Source organism: Tardiphaga sp. 866_E4_N1_4 (assembly GCF_052076075.1).
Lineage (GTDB): Bacteria > Pseudomonadota > Alphaproteobacteria > Rhizobiales > Xanthobacteraceae > Tardiphaga > Tardiphaga robiniae.
This window is the reverse complement of sequence record NZ_CP197242.1, coordinates 6,383,922-6,401,420: the sequence shown is the minus strand read 5'-3', so window position 1 is coordinate 6,401,420 and position 17,499 is coordinate 6,383,922. Positions and strand designations below refer to the sequence as shown.

The 17,499-nt window shown below is 62.7% G+C and carries 16 protein-coding genes; 4 read left to right on the top strand and 12 right to left on the bottom strand.

The genetic code is table 11. The features are described from left to right. Positions 1-134: 134 nt before the first annotated feature. The 3 genes from AB8B20_RS30705 to AB8B20_RS30695 form a co-directional block, all read right to left on the bottom strand. A complete protein-coding gene (locus tag AB8B20_RS30705) occupies positions 135-1,109 on the bottom strand; it encodes a polyphosphate kinase 2 family protein (RefSeq protein WP_309946510.1) in 975 nt (324 codons plus the stop codon). A 66-nt stretch (positions 1,110-1,175) separates the two neighbouring features. Then, complete coding sequence (locus tag AB8B20_RS30700; RefSeq protein WP_439070865.1) at positions 1,176-1,883, bottom strand: NUDIX hydrolase; 708 nt, start codon at positions 1,881-1,883, stop codon at positions 1,176-1,178. A 9-nt stretch (positions 1,884-1,892) separates the two neighbouring features. Next, the gene (locus AB8B20_RS30695) at positions 1,893-2,948 is read right to left on the bottom strand and encodes an ABC transporter substrate-binding protein (RefSeq protein WP_439070864.1); all 1,056 of its coding nucleotides are present in this window, start codon (positions 2,946-2,948) and stop codon (positions 1,893-1,895) included. A gap of 130 nt (positions 2,949-3,078) precedes the next feature. Between AB8B20_RS30695 and AB8B20_RS30690 the strand changes: the two genes are divergently transcribed. Beyond that, complete coding sequence (locus tag AB8B20_RS30690; RefSeq protein WP_439070863.1) at positions 3,079-3,540, top strand: cupin domain-containing protein; 462 nt, start codon at positions 3,079-3,081, stop codon at positions 3,538-3,540. A 178-nt stretch (positions 3,541-3,718) separates the two neighbouring features. On the opposite strand, the gene AB8B20_RS30685 is transcribed toward AB8B20_RS30690, so the two are convergent. Together AB8B20_RS30685 and AB8B20_RS30680 are read right to left on the bottom strand one after the other, a co-directional pair. Then, a complete protein-coding gene (locus AB8B20_RS30685) occupies positions 3,719-4,507 on the bottom strand; it encodes an ABC transporter permease (protein WP_439070862.1) in 789 nt (262 codons plus the stop codon). After that, complete coding sequence (locus AB8B20_RS30680) at positions 4,504-5,337, bottom strand: ABC transporter ATP-binding protein (RefSeq protein ID WP_439070861.1); 834 nt, start codon at positions 5,335-5,337, stop codon at positions 4,504-4,506. The genes AB8B20_RS30685 and AB8B20_RS30680 overlap by 4 nt, the downstream gene beginning before the upstream one ends. Positions 5,338-5,448: 111 nt before the next feature. Here AB8B20_RS30680 and AB8B20_RS30675 point away from each other — a divergent pair, with 111 nt between their 5' ends. Both AB8B20_RS30675 and AB8B20_RS30670 read left to right on the top strand, forming a co-directional pair. Continuing rightward, positions 5,449-6,258 carry an ATP-binding cassette domain-containing protein gene (locus tag AB8B20_RS30675; protein WP_439070860.1) on the top strand — a complete coding sequence of 270 codons (810 nt, stop codon included), beginning with the start codon at positions 5,449-5,451 and terminating at the stop codon, positions 6,256-6,258. Further along, positions 6,255-7,811 carry an ABC transporter permease/substrate-binding protein gene (locus tag AB8B20_RS30670; protein ID WP_439070859.1) on the top strand — a complete coding sequence of 519 codons (1,557 nt, stop codon included), beginning with the start codon at positions 6,255-6,257 and terminating at the stop codon, positions 7,809-7,811. The genes AB8B20_RS30675 and AB8B20_RS30670 overlap by 4 nt, the downstream gene beginning before the upstream one ends. Positions 7,812-7,880: 69 nt before the next feature. Here AB8B20_RS30670 and AB8B20_RS30665 read toward each other — a convergent pair whose 3' ends face one another. From AB8B20_RS30665 to AB8B20_RS30640, 6 genes are all read right to left on the bottom strand, one after another. Continuing rightward, positions 7,881-9,587 carry a sulfatase-like hydrolase/transferase gene (locus AB8B20_RS30665; protein WP_439072985.1) on the bottom strand — a complete coding sequence of 569 codons (1,707 nt, stop codon included), beginning with the start codon at positions 9,585-9,587 and terminating at the stop codon, positions 7,881-7,883. A 191-nt stretch (positions 9,588-9,778) separates the two neighbouring features. Continuing rightward, entirely contained in the window at positions 9,779-11,524 is a 1,746-nt protein-coding gene (locus AB8B20_RS30660; RefSeq protein ID WP_439070858.1) for a sulfatase-like hydrolase/transferase, read from the bottom strand. Positions 11,525-11,704: 180 nt separating this feature from the next. Beyond that, a complete protein-coding gene (locus AB8B20_RS30655; RefSeq protein ID WP_439070857.1) occupies positions 11,705-12,961 on the bottom strand; it encodes an ABC transporter substrate-binding protein in 1,257 nt (418 codons plus the stop codon). A gap of 114 nt (positions 12,962-13,075) precedes the next feature. After that, on the bottom strand, positions 13,076-13,804 hold the full coding sequence (locus AB8B20_RS30650; RefSeq protein ID WP_439070856.1) for a FadR/GntR family transcriptional regulator: 729 nt from the start codon (positions 13,802-13,804) through the stop codon (positions 13,076-13,078). 73 nt (positions 13,805-13,877) lie between these two features. Next, positions 13,878-14,726 (bottom strand): SDR family NAD(P)-dependent oxidoreductase, encoded by an 849-nt coding sequence (locus AB8B20_RS30645; protein ID WP_439070855.1) that lies wholly within the window; start codon positions 14,724-14,726, stop codon positions 13,878-13,880. A gap of 174 nt (positions 14,727-14,900) precedes the next feature. Next, positions 14,901-15,578 (bottom strand): TetR/AcrR family transcriptional regulator, encoded by a 678-nt coding sequence (locus tag AB8B20_RS30640; protein WP_439070854.1) that lies wholly within the window; start codon positions 15,576-15,578, stop codon positions 14,901-14,903. 163 nt (positions 15,579-15,741) lie between these two features. Here AB8B20_RS30640 and AB8B20_RS30635 point away from each other — a divergent pair, with 163 nt between their 5' ends. Then, entirely contained in the window at positions 15,742-16,371 is a 630-nt protein-coding gene (locus AB8B20_RS30635; RefSeq protein WP_439070853.1) for a hypothetical protein, read from the top strand. A 51-nt stretch (positions 16,372-16,422) separates the two neighbouring features. Here the strand turns inward: AB8B20_RS30635 and ilvC are convergent, their stop codons facing one another. Then, the gene (ilvC, locus tag AB8B20_RS30630; RefSeq protein ID WP_089267877.1) at positions 16,423-17,442 is read right to left on the bottom strand and encodes a ketol-acid reductoisomerase; all 1,020 of its coding nucleotides are present in this window, start codon (positions 17,440-17,442) and stop codon (positions 16,423-16,425) included. Between the last annotated feature and the right edge of the window lie 57 nt (positions 17,443-17,499).

Genomic DNA, 17,499 nt, shown 5'->3' with positions numbered 1-17,499 from the left:
GTCATCCCCGCGAAGGCGAGGACCCATAGCCACGGTCGAACTAATCAAAACGGCAGAGTCGCGACGACAACGTACGAACGGCCTCTTCGGCGTGTATGGATCCCCGCCTTCGCGGGGATGACAGCCAGAAAATATCACGTTTTCTTCGCCACCTTTTTCTTGGCCACCTTCTTTTTAGCGACCTTCTTCACCACAGGCTTGCCTTCCCGCGGCGGCCCTTCCTTCTCCAGCGCCTCGCGGATCAGCGTAAAGTCCTTCTTCGCCTCGCCGTCCACGGTCGGAAAGTGCAGGTCCAGCTTCTCCAATGCGTTGACGATGGCCGAGCCGATCACCACGCGCGAGAACCATTTGCGATCCGCCGGCACCACATGCCACGGCGCTTCCTCGCAGGACGTATGCTTGATCAGGTCCTCATAGGCCTCCTGATACTTGTCCCACAACGCGCGCTCGGCGATATCGGCCGATGAGAACTTCCAGTTCTTCGCCGGCTGCTCGAGACGATCGAGGAAGCGCTCACGCTGCTCTTCCTTGGAGACGTTGAGAAAGAATTTCAGCACCACGGTGCCGTTGCGCGCGAGATATTTCTCGAAGGCGGTGATGTCCTCGAAGCGCTCGCGCCAGATATCTTTTGTCACCAGCTCCGCCGGGATCTTCTGCTTGGCTAGAATCTCCGGATGCACACGAACCACGAGACATTCCTCGTAGTAAGAGCGATTGAAGATGCCGATGCGGCCGCGCTGTGGCAGCGCGATGGTGTGACGCCACATGAAATCATGATCGAGCTCGTTCGACGACGGCGTCTTGAACGAATGCACCTCGCAGCCCTGCGGATTGATGCCGTCGAACACGCTCTCGATGGCGCTGTCCTTGCCGGCGGCATCCATGCCCTGGAAGATCAGCAGCAGTGACCAGCGATCCTGTGCATAGAGCTTTTCCTGCAGCTCCTGCAGCCGGCGGCGGTTGGCCTCGATGATCTTCTTGCCGGTTTCCTTGTGCAGCCCGCCGCTGCCATTGGTGTCATGCGCCTTGAGGTGGAAAGCTTTCGAACCGTCGACCCGATACGGCTCGATATAGGACTTCAACGCGGACACAACTGGCTTGGCAGACATGAGATCGGCAACTCCGGGACACGGGAATTGCAAGCGTAGCGTGCCGGTCCCCGCAATACCAGCAGATCACGCCGCTGGCGTCAGCTGCGCTGTCATAAACGCTGTCACAAACAGCGGCATCGTCGGGGTGAAGTCGGCTTCGCTGCGCACCAGATGAATTCCGCTCAGCTCAGGCGACGCCTGACCGGCAAGATTGGCTTCGATGGTGCTGCGCAGCGCTTCACCCGGCTGATCCGCATCGAGAAGACGCATCATCGCTACCGAGAAGTCCGTCACGACGCATGACCAGCCGGCATCGGCGCGGTAATCGGCTTCTGTGAGGCCGAGCTCTTCCTCGACTTCACGGGTCACACTGCCGGCAATATCGACTACGTCGCCGCGCAGGTCGTCCAGATCGGGCGTGCCCGCTGCAAAATAGATGCGTCCGGCATTGGATGTATGTTGGCCCATCTCGCCGAGCACGAAGGCGCCGTCGCTGGCACGCAGCGCGCCCATGCCAAATCCGTTGAACACATCCGGATCGGGACAGTGCCAATCCCGCCACGCCAGAAAGCTCGCAAAATCGGTCTCGAAATATTCCGCGCTAAACTGGTTGCCAGTGAACTGCGCATTGCGCGCCAGCAACACGCTCCCATTGAACAGTCGCGGCTTCTCGGCGCGCTTGCGTGCGAAGTGAGCGTCGATCTCGTCCCGCCGCTCACGCGCGAACGGCCACTGCCAATCACTGCGTGTGAGGTCGAGTTGCGTGACGCGGTGAATGACCGGCGTCATCATGCGCAGACCCTACTTCGCATTCGTCCCCATCGTTTTGGCGAACTGCTCGACATATCGATTGGTGTAGGTCTTGCTGACATCGATATTGGCCTTGGCCACCTCAGGCGAGCCTTCGCTGAACACGGCGAGCACGGCGGCGGCGCCCTTCGGATCCATCAGCCCCGTCTCCGAATACATCGGGAGCGTGTTCTTGAGCGCTGCGAGATAGAGCTCCTTGTCCTTGCCGACGATGCCTTCGGGCATCTTCGCCATGATTTCTTCCGGCGTATGACTGTGGATCCATTTCAGCGTGTTCATGATCGCGTTGGTCAGCCCCTGCACTTCTTTCTCGTGCCCCTTAACCCATGCGGTCGTCGAATACAGCGCCCCGCCGGGATATTCGCCGGAGAATACTGCAAGCGTGTCCTTCTGTGTTCGGGTATCGCTGAGAATCGTGAGGTCTTTGTGACTGCCCTGCAGCACGGTGACGGCAGGATCGAGCATCACGGCGGCTTCGATCTGGCCCTGCTCCATCGCCGCCACCGCGGTCGCGCCGAGGCCGACGCCGATCACGGCGGTACCGGCCGGATCGAGACCGTTCTTCTTGAGCTGATACTTCAAAAAGAAGTCCGTCGATGAGCCCGGCGCGCTGACGCCGACTTTCTTGCCGGCGAGATCCTTGATCGACGTGATCTTGCCGGTGTGCTTCGGCGACACCACCAGCACGAGACCGGGATAGCGGTCATAGACGACGAAGCTCTGCAGCTCCTGCTTCTTGGCGGCGAGATTGACGCAATGATCGAAATAGCCGGAGACCACATCAGCGCTGCCGCCGAGCACAGCCTTCAGCGCATCGGAGCCGCCCTTGAGATCGACCAGTTCGACGGCGAGACCCGCTTTCTCGTATTCGCCGAGCTGCTTGGCCAGCACGGTCGGCAGATAGCACAGGCACGCCCCGCCGCCGATGGCGATGGTCACTTTGGTTTGCGCTGCAGCGGGATTAACGAGAAACACCGACAAAAGGCTCGCAAGGAGAAGACGTGCAAGGAATAAACGGCTCAAGCCGGTTTTTATGTTTGTTGTCATTGTTTCCTCCGCTGCTATCAGGCGCGGAGGATAGAGGAGCCTCCGCCGGTTGGAAAGGCGGCACTGGTCAACCCACGTCCCGCGACATAGCATCCGCGCGGCAAATCATTGTCATCCAGGGGGAACGTTCATGAAGCTCATCACTGCGACACTCTCGATCACCGCAGCCTTCGCCGCCGGTTGTCTCATCACGCATCTCGTGCCCGAGGGCATCACGCCGGCACAGGCCGCGGAAAACATCACCGCCCAGGTCATCCACGTCCCCGAACTCGTCGGCGACGCACTCGGCCCGGCCTCACTCACCGGCTTCCGCTCCAAGATGTTCATGCAGGCCGACGGCGCGACCATCTCGGTGCAGGACGGCAATGTGGTGAAGCACATGCATCCCAACACCAACGAGATCCAGTACATCCTCGAAGGCACTGGCACCGTGTGGCTGGGCGACAAGGAAGTTCAGGTCAAGGCCGGCGACCTCATCATCATCCCGAAGGGCACGCCCCATGGCGGCACCAAGCCGGATGGCAAACCGTTCCGCGCCGTCGCCATCAAGACTCCGCCACAGGCGCCGGACGACACCAAGCCGCTGCCGTAACGGCCGAACTGTCATTCCGGGATGCGCTTCGTCCGGCAACGCCGGACGAAGCGCAGACCCGGAATCCCGACATGTTCATCACATCTCGATGCTAGGCGGCGAAGAGATGATGAACATTTCGAGGTTCCGGGTTCGCGCGCGAAGATGCGCGCGCCCCGGAATGACAGTGTGAGGTAGCCTAGCTCCGCCCTTCGCTCACATCCGGCTTCCACACCAGCAAGCGCTTCTCGACCATCGTCACCAGAATATCGATGGCGATCACAAAGGCCGACAGCACGAACATGCCCGCGAACACGCCGGCGACGTCGAATGTGCCCTCCGCCTGCTGGATGACGTAACCGAGCCCGGCCGCCGATCCGAGATATTCGCCGACCACGGCGCCGACCACGGCAAAGCCGACGGCCGTGTGCAGCGACGAGAACATCCATGACAGCGCCGACGGCCAGAACACATGGCGCATCAATTGCCGCTCACTCATGCCCAGCATGCGGCCATTGGCGAGTACCGCGGGCGAGACTTCCTTGACGCCCTGATAGACGTTGAAGAAGACGATGAAGAATACCAGCGTGACGCCGAGCGCGACTTTTGACCAGATGCCGAGCCCGAGCCACAGCGCGAAGATCGGCGCCAGCACCACGCGCGGCAGCGCATTGGCCATCTTCACATAGGGATCGAAAATCGCGGCGAGACGCGGCTGGCGCGCGAACCAGAAGCCGATCAGCACGCCCAGCGTCGAGCCGATGACAAAGGCCAGCACGGATTCCAGCAGTGTAATGCCGAGATGCATCCAGATAATGCCTGACGCGAACCAGCTAACAATCTGGCTGCCGACATCCCAGGGGTTGGAGAAGAAGAACGGCGGCAGCAGGATGCGGCCGAACACCGGCACGGTGGTGAGGAGGTGCCATAGCCCGATGACGACCGCGGCGACGAGCACCTGACACAGCAGCAATACAGGACGCGTCATGACGCGGCTCCCATACCAGCGGACTGCGCGTAGCCCTTCATCACTTCGTCCTTCAGTACGCTCCAGATCTCGCGATGGAGCGCGTGAAACTCCTTGTCGAGCCGCACTTCGAAAATATCGCGCGGCCGCGGCAGCGGCACCTTCCAGTCGCCGATGATACGCGAGCCAGGCCCCGCCGACATGATGACGACGCGGTCCGCCAGCGCGATCGCCTCTTCGAGATCATGGGTGACGAACAGCACCGCCTTGCGATCCCTGCTCCACAGATCCAGCAACAAGTTGCCCATCACCTGCCGGGTCTGTGCGTCAAGCGGCCCGAACGGCTCGTCCATCAGCAGGATTTTCGGATTGCGGATCAGCACCTGCGCAAGACCGATGCGCTTGCGCTGGCCGCCTGACAGCATATGCGGATAACGTCCGGCGAACGCGCCGAGCCCGACCGAGGTCAACCACTCCTGCGCCCGCGCCAGCGCCTCGTCGCCTGCTATGCCGGCGATCTCCAGCCCGATAGCGACATTGTCGAGCGCGGTCTTCCAGGGAAACAGCGCATCAGCCTGAAACAGGTAACCGGCCTGCGCGTTCAGTCCGCCCAGCGGCTGACCAAAGATCCGGACAGCACCAGAGGCTGGCGCCAGCAGCCCGGCAGCGACATTGAGAAGTGTGGATTTGCCACAGCCGGTCGGCCCGACGATGGCCACGAACTCGCCATCCGCGACCCGGAGTGTCGCCTTCTCCACCGCCGTATAGATGCGGTTGTCGGCAATACCGAACGCCACTGTCGCGTCATCAAGCGCCACCGCCGTCGATGCCGCGGCCTCACCTGCCTGCACGCGCGTTCCCCAAAAGTGTTTTTGTTCCGGGACTGGCTTAGCGCTGCAGGGCTGAGAATTCAACGGCCCGGCCAAGCTTGGTCGGTTGTCGCGCCTGTGATAGTCCGGGATATGACCTCCGCCCCGCCCCTGATCGCCTTCAAGTATGTCAGCAAGAGCTTCGACGGCGGCCGCATTCACGCCGTCGACGGTGTCTCGCTCGATGTCGCAGAGGGTGAATTCCTCGCGGTGGTCGGCGGCTCCGGCTCCGGCAAGACCACGCTGATGCGGCTGGCCAACCGGCTGATCGCACCGGACGCGGGACACATCACCATCGCCGGCGAGGACGTCGCGCAGGTCGATCCCATCGAACTGCGCCGGCGCATCGGCTATGTGTTCCAGAGCGGCGGGTTGTTTCCGCATATGAGCATCACGGACAATATCGGCATCACGCCCAGATTGCTGGGCACGCCCCCCAGGGAGATCGCCGCGCGTGTCGATGAACTGCTCGATCTCGTGCGCCTCGACCGCAAACGGCATCGCGACCGCTTCCCGCACGAGCTCTCCGGCGGTCAGCGCCAGCGCGTCGGCGTCGCGCGGGCGCTGGCTGCGAAGCCGCGCATCGTGCTGATGGATGAGCCGTTCGGCGCGCTCGATCCGCTGACCCGCGATGCGCTTGGCGATGACTACCGCGCGCTGCATCGCAGCCTGGGCCTCACCACCATCATGATCACCCATGACATGACCGAGGCGATCCTGCTCGCGGACCGGATCGCGGTGATGCGCTCCGGCAAACTGCTCGCGGAGGGCACGCCCACTGAGTTGTCCGAAAGCACCGATCCCTATGTCGGTGAGTTGCTGGGCACACCGCGCCGGCAGGCGAAACGACTTCAGATGCTGCTGCCGAAGGATGGTGCGGCGCCCCAAGGCGGCGCGACATGAGCCTGTTCACCGATCCGCGCTGGAGCGATGCACTTGGGCATCTGCCGGATTATCTCGGCAGCCATGTCCGCGTCAGCCTCGCCGCACTGGCACTCGGCCTCGTCATCAGCCTGCCGCTTGCGATCGTCGCACGGCAACGGCCGGTGCTGCGCAGCGCGCTGCTCGGCATCGCCAGCATCGTGCAGACCGTACCCGGCCTCGCGCTGCTGGCGCTGTTCTATCCGCTGCTGCTCGCGCTCGCAGCGCTGTCGCTGCAATATCTCGGCGCCAGCTTCTCGGCCTTCGGCTTCCTGCCCGCGGTGCTGGCGCTGGCGCTGTATTCGATGCTGCCGGTGCTGCGCAACACCATCACGGGGCTGAACGGCGTCGATCCCGCGCTCACCGAGGCGGCCCAAGGCGTCGGCATGACGCCGCGGCAATCGCTCACCATGGTCGAACTGCCGCTCGCCCTGCCCGTCATGATGGCCGGCATCCGCACCTCGGCGGTGTGGGTCATCGGCACCGCGACGCTGTCGACGCCGATCGGCCAGACCAGTCTCGGCAACTACATCTTCGCGGGCCTGCAGACCCAGAACTGGGTGCTGGTGATCTTCGGCTGCGTCGCTGCGGCAATTCTTGCGCTGGCCGTCGATCAATTGCTCTCGCTGATCGAGACCGGCATCCGCCTGCGCAGCCGCGTCCGTACGGCCATCGGCGTGCTCGGCATCGCAGCGCTGGTGATCGTGACACTCGCGCCGTCATTCGCTCGCTCCGGCACACGTATCGTGGTCGGCGCTAAGACCTTCACCGAACAATATGTGCTGGCCGCGCTGATGTCACAGCGGCTGCAGGCGGCCGGTCTGCCCGCCACCACGCGGCAGGGCCTGGGCTCCAGCGTGATCTACGATGCGCTGGCCTCGGGCGATATCGATGTCTACATCGACTATTCCGGCACGCTGTGGGCCAACCAGTTTCACCGCAGCGAGATCCTGCCGCGCGAGCAGCTTCTCGCCGAACTGAAGACCACACTGGCGAAAGCCAATATCACGCTGTTTGGCGAACTCGGCTTCGCCAATGCCTATGCGCTGGTGATGCCGCGCCAGAAGGCACAGTCGCTGGGGATCAGGACGGCGGCCGATCTCGCGGCGCTGAGCGGCAGCATGACCATCGCCGGCGATTATGAGTTCTTTTCGCGGCCGGAATGGGCCGGGCTGAAAACGGCCTATGGCTTGTCGTTCAAGGCGCAGCGCACCATGCAACCGGATTTCATGTATGCCGCCGTGGCCTCCGGCGAGGTCAACGTCATTGCCGGCTACACCAGCGACGGGCTGATCGCGAAATACGATCTCGTGGTGCTGGAGGATCCCAAGCATGCGATCCCGCCCTATGATGCGATCATGCTGCTGGCGCCGGAGCGCGCGGGTGACGAGAAGCTCAGAAATGCGTTGCAGCCGCTGCTCGGCAAGATCGATCTGCCGCTGATGCGCGCAGCCAACCTGCGAGCGGCGGGCAATGATGCGATGAGTTCGCCGGAGAGCGTGGCGACATGGATGTGGGAGAAAATGGCGAAGTAGGATGGCTCCAAGCTCGTCATTCCCCGACAAACCACTTGGTTTGCCGGGGAATGACGATCAAATGCGGCACTACAAGTTCTTGATCATTCCCGCATCGATCAACAACCGATTAAATCTCCGCGCTTCTGCGCCGTCCTTGCAGGCGTAAAATAGTCCCTTGCAGCGGAGCATGATCTTCTTCTGCTCCTCGAAGGACGGATCCAGCGGAATGCCCGCGGCCTCCTGAATGACCAACGGCAGATACGGTCCGTCGATCGTATCCATCACCGTCGCGCTCTTCACAGGTTCGAAGTTGATCGCGTCAATGGCGTAATAGGTCGCGTAGTAGCGCGGATCGTAGCTCTGCAGCTTTTTGCCGAGACCCGCCTCGCCCAATGCCGGATCGAGCAGCGCCGGGGCGAATTCCGGCTGGTGGTCGCCGTAGCGCACGATCAGAAATGGTTGCGCCGGAAACTGCTTCTTCAGCTTCGCGACGAACGCGCCGTAGTGTTCGACGCTCATCGCCTGCCGGCGCAGATATTCATCGACCACCGGCACGTTCCCCGGCGCGCGCCAACCCGGCGTCATGTCGGGGCGGAATTTGGTTTCCCACGGAAAGTGATTGGCCGCGAGATAGACGAACATGAACAGCGGATTAGCCGGCGGTTGCTCGGCCATCAGGCGCGCCGCGGAATCGTAGAAGAAACTGTCGGGCTCGACGCCCTTAGCGCCGAGATCCTTGGCATCATAGAAGCGCTCGACACCGGTGGTGGTCTGGAAGCTGCGCGCGCTCATGAAGGCGCCGAAGGCCGGATAGAGCGAGATAGTGCTGTAGCCACAGCGGCGCAGCGCCAGCGGCAACCCGCGCTCGACACGGCCCGAAGCGATGCGCGTGACGAAATAGGAGAACGGCCCGAACGAGCGCGACGAGAGTCCGGCCAGCACGTTGTATTCGGTGAACCAGCTCGGCCCGCCATTGCTTTCGGCGAGAAATTTGCGCGCCTTGCCGTCCCATGAGTTGAAGTGGCTGCCATAGCCTTTCGGCGTCTTCACGCCCGCAGCCTGACGGATATCGAAGGACGACTCGTCATGCACCATGATGATGTGCGGACGACGTCCTGCGGGATGGCATGCATCCTCCAGCGGTAGTTTCAGCCGCTCGGTGAGGACCGCGTCGGATTCCATGAAACCGTAGCTGCTGAAGTCCGACACGGCGGTGACGCCGGAGCGCGCGAATTTCGACAGATAGCCGTCGTCGTAATAGCCGCGCCAGGCTTCATCGGGCCAGGCTAGCGCATAGCCGGTCAAGGCGGCTAGCCCAGCCATCAGCGCGGCCAGCGCCGGCAGCCGGCGAATGCGGAACGGATCGAGCCACCACAACGCATACATCAGCGGCAGCACGACTGCGGCGGCGCCGACGGCCGACCAGCGCAGGTTCGGGAAGATCGTGAACAGGAAAGCCGCGGTGTCGCGGTCGATCACCATCAGGTCGACGAAGTTCGCGGTCATCTGGACCACGTCGTGCTTCAACCGCGACAGCAGCACCAAGATGACGACCAGGGTCAGCGACAGCGCCCCCGACAGCGCGGGGCGGCGCAAGAGCGCAATCCAGAAGAAGTTGAGAATGGCCCAGGCCAGCACGAAGCCGATCCGACCCACCAGATCTGTCTCGGTCTGGAACATCACCAGCAGCGCGCCGAAATGCGGCGCAGCCACGGCCAACAGCCGCCACACGCTGGTCGGCGCGGCGACAGCAGTTGTCGAGACGCTGGGTACTGGATTGAGCGGAGGCGCCATGGCGGCACGCAACACCACCGGCGAAGCCTCGGGCCTGGGCTGGCGACGGCCAGAGGGCGCATGTCGCAGCCGGAAACTGCGATATGTCATTAATTTGTAATGCAATCGTCACGAACGAGCAATGAACTTGGCTCGAACGGGATCGACGGAACTGGTAGGTTCCGTCCTCACCCGTTGCAGCCCCAGCCAACTCATAGATCCTTGATCAGCCCCGCATCGATCAGCCAGCGATTGAATCGGCTGGCTTCATCGCCGCCCTTGCAGCCATAGAACACGCCCCTGCAGCGAAGCATGATCTTCTTCTGCTCGACGAAGGACGGATCGAGCGGCACGCGTGCGGCCTCCTGCATCATGAGCGGCAGATAGGCGGCATCCAGCACAGGCAGCGCCGACGATAGTTCGGGCCGGTAGTTCAGCGCGTCGATGGCGTAATAGGTCGTGTAGTATCTGAGGTCATGCGTCATGATCCGGTCGGCGCGCTTCGGCTGCGGCAGTTCGGGCTCCAGCAGTTTCTGCGCGATCGCCGGCTGGTGATCGCCGAACCGCACCAGCAGGAATGGCTCGACCGGATGATCCTTCTGGAGCTGCGCGACGAAGGCCTTGTAGTCCGCAGCCGTCATCGCCTGACGGCGGATATACTCATCCACCTCGGCCGTATTGCCCGGCGCCTGCCAGCCGGCCGGCGTCAGGTCGTCGCGATAGGTCGTGGTCCACGGGAAGTGATTGGCGGTGAGATAGACCAGCACGAAAACCGGCTGGTCGGTCTTGCTTTCGCGCGCGATGAGATCCCTGGCCTGATCGAAATAGAACCTGTCGGGCTGCATGTCCTCGCTGACGCCCATCGCCGCCATGTCGATGAAGCGATCGATGCCCGCGCCCTCCTGGAAGCTGCGGGCGCTGAGAAAATTGCCGTAGGTCGGATAGAGCGAGAAGGTCTTGTAACCACAGCGCTGCAGCGCCTGCGGCAGGCCGCGCGAGATCTTTCCGGCGGCGATACGCGTCACATAGAATTTCAGCGCACCGAAAGAACGCGCAGATAGTCCGGTGAAGATATTGAACTCGGTGTACCAGGTCGGGCCGCCGCTGGACTCGGTGATCAGCGCGCGCTGCTGGCCATCCGACGACTTGAAGTTATCGTGATAGCCGGCCGGGACCTTGATCCCGGGCGCCGCGGAAATGTCGAAGGACGACTCGTCCAGCACCATCACGATGTTCGGCCGCTTCACGCCCGGCTCGCAGGTGGTCATCGGCGATGCCAACGCCGAACTGACGAGGCTCTTGGAGTCGGCCTCGATCCATCCCGTCGCGGTCAGATGCGACACCGAAACCACGCCCGAACGCGCCAGATTGGAAATGTGATTGACGCCCTGGAACGGCTCCCATGGCTTCTCGGGATTGGCCGCAGACAGGCCGACGATCACCGCCAGGCAGACGCCCGCACAGGCCAGCGCACTACGGCGGCGCAGGCGGAACGGATCGGCGCGCCAGATCAGCCACAGGATCGGCAGCGCGACGGCAGCGGCGATCAGCAGATGGGTGCGCAATTGCGGGAAGATCGAATGCAGGAACGAGATCGTGTCGCGATCGATGATCAAGAAATCCAGGAAGGTCAGCGTGAGCTGCGTGATGCCGAACTTGAACTGCGACAGCACGATCAACGCCGTGACCAGCAGCAGCGACAGCACCGCGCTGACCCCGGGCCGCTTGAACAGCGCGAGGAACAGGAAATTGAGCAAGGCCCAAGTGAACAGCGCCAGCGTGTTGGCGAACGGGCCGTATTCGACCGAGGCCAGAACGTAGATCGCGAGCGTATGGATCGCAGCGATCAGCGCCGTGCGCAGCGGCCGGTGCCGGGCATTTTGCCAAGACGCCGCTAACCGCTCCTTGAAGCGGCGGCCGGCTTGCGCCGGAGAGACTGAGATCGGCGACGGCAGCATGACTTGCCTGCGAACACCCGGCAAGAAAACTGCCCTGTCTGGCAACGGCCAACCGGCTCACACCGCGACCGGACCCTGCGGAATGTCACAAAATCGTAATACAGGCGTCATGAACGGACAATGAACCTTTCGACGCAGGCGGTCCCGGTCCGGGCGCCGCCTGCCGTCGTCATCCCACGCCTACCGCACTGCGGTCGGCATCTCGCCCTTGATGATCTCGCCGAAGCGCTGCCAGCGCTCGCCCTTGAAGCTCATCATCTGGAACTGGTCGATGGGCGAGAAGTCGGTCGGGCTGGTGTTGACGGTCACGCCCGGCAGCAACCCGTCGAGCTGCACGTTCGTGAGGTTGGCGGCCTGTTTCATCAGGTTCTCATGGGTGAGATCGTCGCCGCACTGCTTCAGTGCCTCGACCATGGTCTGGGCGATGCTGTAGCCGGACAGCACAGTGCTCTCCATCGCCTTCCCTTCCGGAATGTATTTCTCGACATAGGCGTAGAACTTCTGCATGCCCGGATCGTCCTTCCACTGCGGGTCGGTCGGATCCTTGGCGAAGGTTGCCGACAAAACGTCCTGCGCATTCTCGAAACCTGCCGGACGGATCACGCTGCCCAGCGACGAGCTCGCATTCGGCACGATATGCAGCGGCTTCCAGCCGAGTTCGGCGACCTTCTTGATCGACTGCGCGGCGAATTTTCCGACAGCGAAGGAGAACAGCGTATCGACGCCGGCGGACTTCAGCTTGACGATTTGCGAGTCGATCGTCGGCTCGGAAACCTCATAGCTCGCCTCCATCACGATCATCGAGGACGCCTTGTCGCCAAAACCGTCCTTCAATCCCTTCAGATAGTCCTTGCCGAAATCGTCGTTCTGATAGAGCACGCCGATCTTGGCATCCGGCTTCTCCTTCAGGAGATACTTCGCGTAGGCCGCAGCCTCGGCGTGGTAGCTCGGCAGCCAACCCATGGTCCATGGAAACTGCTTCGGATCGTTCCAGCGCGTGGCGCCGGTCGCCAGGAAGAGTTGCGGCGTCTTCTTGGCATTGACGTATTTCTGGATTGCGGCATTCGCGGCGGTGCCGACATTGCCGACGATCGCCATCACCTCGTCGCTCTCGACCAGCTTGCGGGTCTGCTCCACCGTCTTCGGCGGCGAATAGGCGTCGTCATAGGAGATGAAGACGATCTTGCGGCCGTTGATGCCGCCCTCGTCGTTGATCTTCTTGAAATAGGCGCCGTAGGCCTTGCCGAGAATGCCGTAGGCCGAGGCCGGGCCGCTATAGGGCACCGTGTTGCCGATCTTGATTTCGGTGTCAGAGGCGCCGGGGCCATATACCTTCTGCGCCAGTGCCGGGCTCGCGGCCAGTGCAATCGCAGCTGCGAACGCAGCCATGATGCTGGCGGCCACTGGCGCGGCCCTGGAAGTCGTCGTGATACGCATTTTCTGTCCTTCTTTTTGCGTTTCCATAAGTGACGGCCGTTGCCGTATGCGATCCGAGCCTTCCCGTTTGTCGGGATTGTTGAACGGCTCGTCAGATGCGTGTGTTCGTCGTGATCAGTCCTTGCTGTCGGAGTCCGTGGCGCCCTGCGCGGCCAGCGCACGGACGTCTTCGGCTGCGGTCTGCACGTGGCGATGCACCAGCATTGTGGCGGTCGCTTCGTCGCGCACGGCGATCGCCGCGACGAAAGCGCGGTGATCATCGAGCGAGCGCTGGCGGATTTCCGCGGAGGCGAAATAGCGGCGCCGCCAGCCCGTGCTCATCAGCATCAGCGGCGTCAGCGTGCGCACCAGCACGCGGTTCTGGCTCGCCGCGACAACGGCGAGATGGAATGCCACGTCCTCATCGGCGAGGTTGCTGCCACTGGCGACAAGCGCCGCATAGGTGTCGAGCAGCTGATGCAGCCTGGCGAGATCGGCGTCGGTGCGGCGCTGACAGGCCAGCCGGAACGCCTGCTCCTCGCAAAGAATTCTGGCCTCGGTAACATCGCGGGTCACCTGCGCATCGAATGGCAGGCCGAGATCGGCCTGCAGCACCAGCGCATCGAGCCCGCTGTCTTCCAGCGCATTGCGCAGATAGATGCCAGATTTGGGCTTCCGCTCGGTGATGCGCATGGCATCGAGCACCGCCAGCGCCTCGCGGACCGATCCGCGCGTCACGCCGAACCGTTCCGACAGATCCCGCTCCGACGGCAGCCGGTCGCCTTTCGCAAGCCGGTGGTGCCGGACGAATTCGAGCATTTTCCGAACAGCGTCGGAGGTGTCGGTACTGACCGCAGCGAGCATAAGCTGACCCTACCAATCTGGTAGGACCAATTAGGCCATTTTGGCCCCCCTGTCGAGGCGACAAGTGGCCCCGCTATTTGGGCCGTAATCCCAACTGCTTCGCCATAATGCCGTCCAGCCAGCGCCGCGGCAGCCAGCCGGCGATCCATGTCTGCACCGGCTCGGGCGACGCCACCACGCGCAGTTTCGGGCGGGATACGGTCAACGCCTGATGAACCAGCTCGCCGATCCGCTCCGGCGGCAGCCCGTTCTTCGCCAGCTTCATCAGCATCCCGCGCAGCTTCGTTAGCGCCGGCAGAAACGGGGACGCATCGAAGCGCGCCATATCGATCGCCTCGGCCTTGTCCCAGATCGGCGTGCGCACGGCGCCCGGCGCGATCACCAGCACATCGATGCCGAACAGCATGAATTCGCGCCGCAGGCTTTCGGCCAATCCCTCGAGTGCGAATTTCGACGCGCTGTAGGGCGACAGCAGCGGATTGCCGAACTGTCCTGACACCGAACTCATCATCACGATGCGTCCGAGCGTGCCTGTCAGCGCGGGATCGGTGCCGAGCAGCGGCGCGAAGGCCTTGGTGACGATCACCGGCCCCATCACATTGATCTCGATCTGCCGGCGAAACTCGTCCACCGCCAGATCGAGCAGCGCACCCGGCACCGCGACGCCGGCATTGTTGACGAGGCCCGCCAGCGTCTCGCCGTTCAGCGCGGCGCGTACCTGCGCAGCGGCGGCCAACACAGCGGTCTCGTCGGTGACATCGAACAGCAGCGGGACGAAGTTCGTGCCGAACTCGGCTTGCAAGCGCTCGGCATCGACCTGCCTACGGACACTGCCGAATACGCGAAAACCGCGCGTGAGTAGAAGCTTCGCGGCGGCGTGGCCGATCCCCGTGGAGACGCCGGTAATGACGATGGATCGCATGAAAGCACCTGAGATGTGATGGCCCGTAAATTCGGCCGGGACCGAGACCGCATCGCCGCGGTCACGGCGAGAGTTACGGATCGCAGCCTCGCTGGTTTTTCACGATCGGCGCGCTCTTGTCTATCTGCGACAGCAAGCCGCGCAGGTTCGATGAGCATTCGAGCGAAACGCCGCTCAGACAGGCTTTGCGATACCATCGACGAACAGCGTGATGATCGCCTCTGCCATCTGATCCGCCTCGGCATCCGCGACACCCCAGCGCGGAAAATGACCGTCGATATTCATGCGGGCAAAACCATAGACCAGCGCGCGACCTGCGATCTTCATGATGCGGAGATCCGCGGAGCGCAACTGGCCCCTGTCCTGCGCATCGCTGAGCAACTGCCCGGTCATGTCAATCAATTCGGCATTGTCCTCACGCACCGCCGCCGACTGGTCATGGGCAAAATACTTCCCGCTTGAGATCACCTCGAAATGCGCAGGATTTTTCATCGCCCAGCGCAGATAGGCCAGGCCAAACGCGCGAAACCGAACCAGCGGATCCTCGGAGGACGTTTCGGCGATCGCGGTAGCAATCGCGCTACGGAAACGGCGCTGCGCTTCTGCGGCCACCGCGCTCATCAGGTCATTGCGGCTCGGGAAGTGCCGGAACGGCGCTCCCGGCGACACGCCGGCGCGCCGCGCGGCCTCGCGCACGCTGACGGCATCCGCGCCGCCCTCCTCGGCCAGTTCAAGCGCCGCCGCAATCAGCACACGGCGCAGATCGCCGTGATGATAGGTCTTCGGCGACGTTGCCGTTCGCCCCTTCGCGGCACGTGGCACGACCGATGGCCGGGCGGCTCGTTTTCGCACAGGCGGCTTCGATGCCGATCTGGACGGCGGCGGCTTTGCGGACTTGGACATGCCTCAGCATAGCATCACCGTATCGTGAATGTAATCAGCGATTACATAATTGACCGGACCGCCTGCACCGAATGTAACTGGTGATTACATACGGCAACACAGGGGGAACGTAATGACACGGGATCGTCGCAACTGGTTCGAGAGCTGGCGGTTGCTCGCCGTGCTGACACTGGTCCTCACCGCGCTCAGTACCTGGATCGCCGGCATGCGCGGCTTCGAGGTCGATGGCGTCAGGATGGTGATCCGGTTCACGGCGCGCAGCTCGCTGCTGTTCTTCTGCCTCGCTTTCGCGGCATCTGCGCTGGCCCTGCTGTGGCCGGCATCCGGCACCCGCTGGCTGCGGCGCAACCGCCGCTATCTCGGGCTGACTTTCGCGGCGTCTCACGCCATTCACGCCGTCGCCATCGTCTGCTTCGCCGTGATGGCGCCCGCTGACTACGCTGTGGCAACGACGCCCGCCTCCTACATTTTCGGCGGCATCGGCTATGCCTTCATCATCGCGATGGCGGTAACATCATTCGACCGGACGGCGGCCACGATCGGCCCACGCACGTGGCGCATCCTGCACACGACAGGCATCTATTATCTCTGGTTCCAGTTCATGGTGAGCTTCGGCATGCGGATTCCGCAAATGCCGAACTATGTCTGGTTCCTGATGCCATTGATTGTGGTGATGGTGCTGAGGATCACGGCGGCGATACTGCAACGTCGGCGGGCGCGCGTAGCAGTATCTGCAAACTAAAACGGGACCGCGTTGCCGCGGTCCCGTCGATAGCTGCGTCTGCAGCGGCGCTTAGTTCTTGGTCTTGTCGACCAGCGCCTTTTCCTTGATCCACGGCATCATGTCGCGGAGCTTGGCGCCCACTTCCTCGATCGGATGCGCGTTGTTGCGCTGACGGGTTGCCTTGAACGAGGCCTGGTTGACCTTGTTCTCCAGCATCCAGTCGCGCGCGAACTTGCCGGACTGAATGTCGGTCAGCACACGCTTCATCTCGGCCTTGGTTTCCGAGGTGACGATGCGCGGACCGGTGACGTATTCGCCGTATTCGGCCGTGTTGGAGATCGAGTAGTTCATGTTGGCGATGCCGCCTTCATAGATCAGGTCGACGATCAGCTTCAGTTCGTGCAGGCACTCGAAGTAAGCCATTTCCGGCGCGTAGCCGGCTTCCACCAGCGTCTCGAAGCCGGCGCGGATCAGCTCGACGGTGCCGCCGCAAAGAACGGCCTGCTCGCCGAACAAATCGGTTTCGCACTCTTCCTTGAACGAGGTCTCGATGATGCCGGCGCGGCCGCCGCCCACTGCCGAAGCGTAGCTGAGGCCGAGGTCATGGGCGTTGCCCGAAACGTCCTTGTGAACCGCGATCAGGCAGGGCACGCCGCCGCCGCGCTGATATTCCGAACGCACGGTGTGGCCTGGGCCCTTCGGCGCGATCATCAGCACGTCGAGATCTTCGCGCGGATCGAGCAGGTTGAAGTGCACGTTGAGGCCGTGTGCGAAGACGAGCGCTGCGCCCTTCTTCATGTTGTCGTGCATGTGGTCGCGATAGATGTCGCCCTGCAATTCGTCCGGGGTGAGCATCATCATCAGGTCGGCCCACTTGGCGGCCTCGGCGACTTCCATCACCTTGAAGCCGGCGGCTTCCGCCTTCTTCGCGGTGGCCGAGCCCTTGCGCAGCGCAATGACCACGTCCTTGACGCCGGAGTCCTTGAGGTTCAGTGCATGGGCATGGCCCTGGCTGCCGTAGCCGACGATGCAGACCTTCTTGCCCTTGATCAGGTTCAGGTCGGCGTCGCGATCGTAATAAACTCGCATGGGTATTTCCTCTCTTCAGCAACTATATTTCAAAGCTGCCCGTTCGAACCGGTCTCA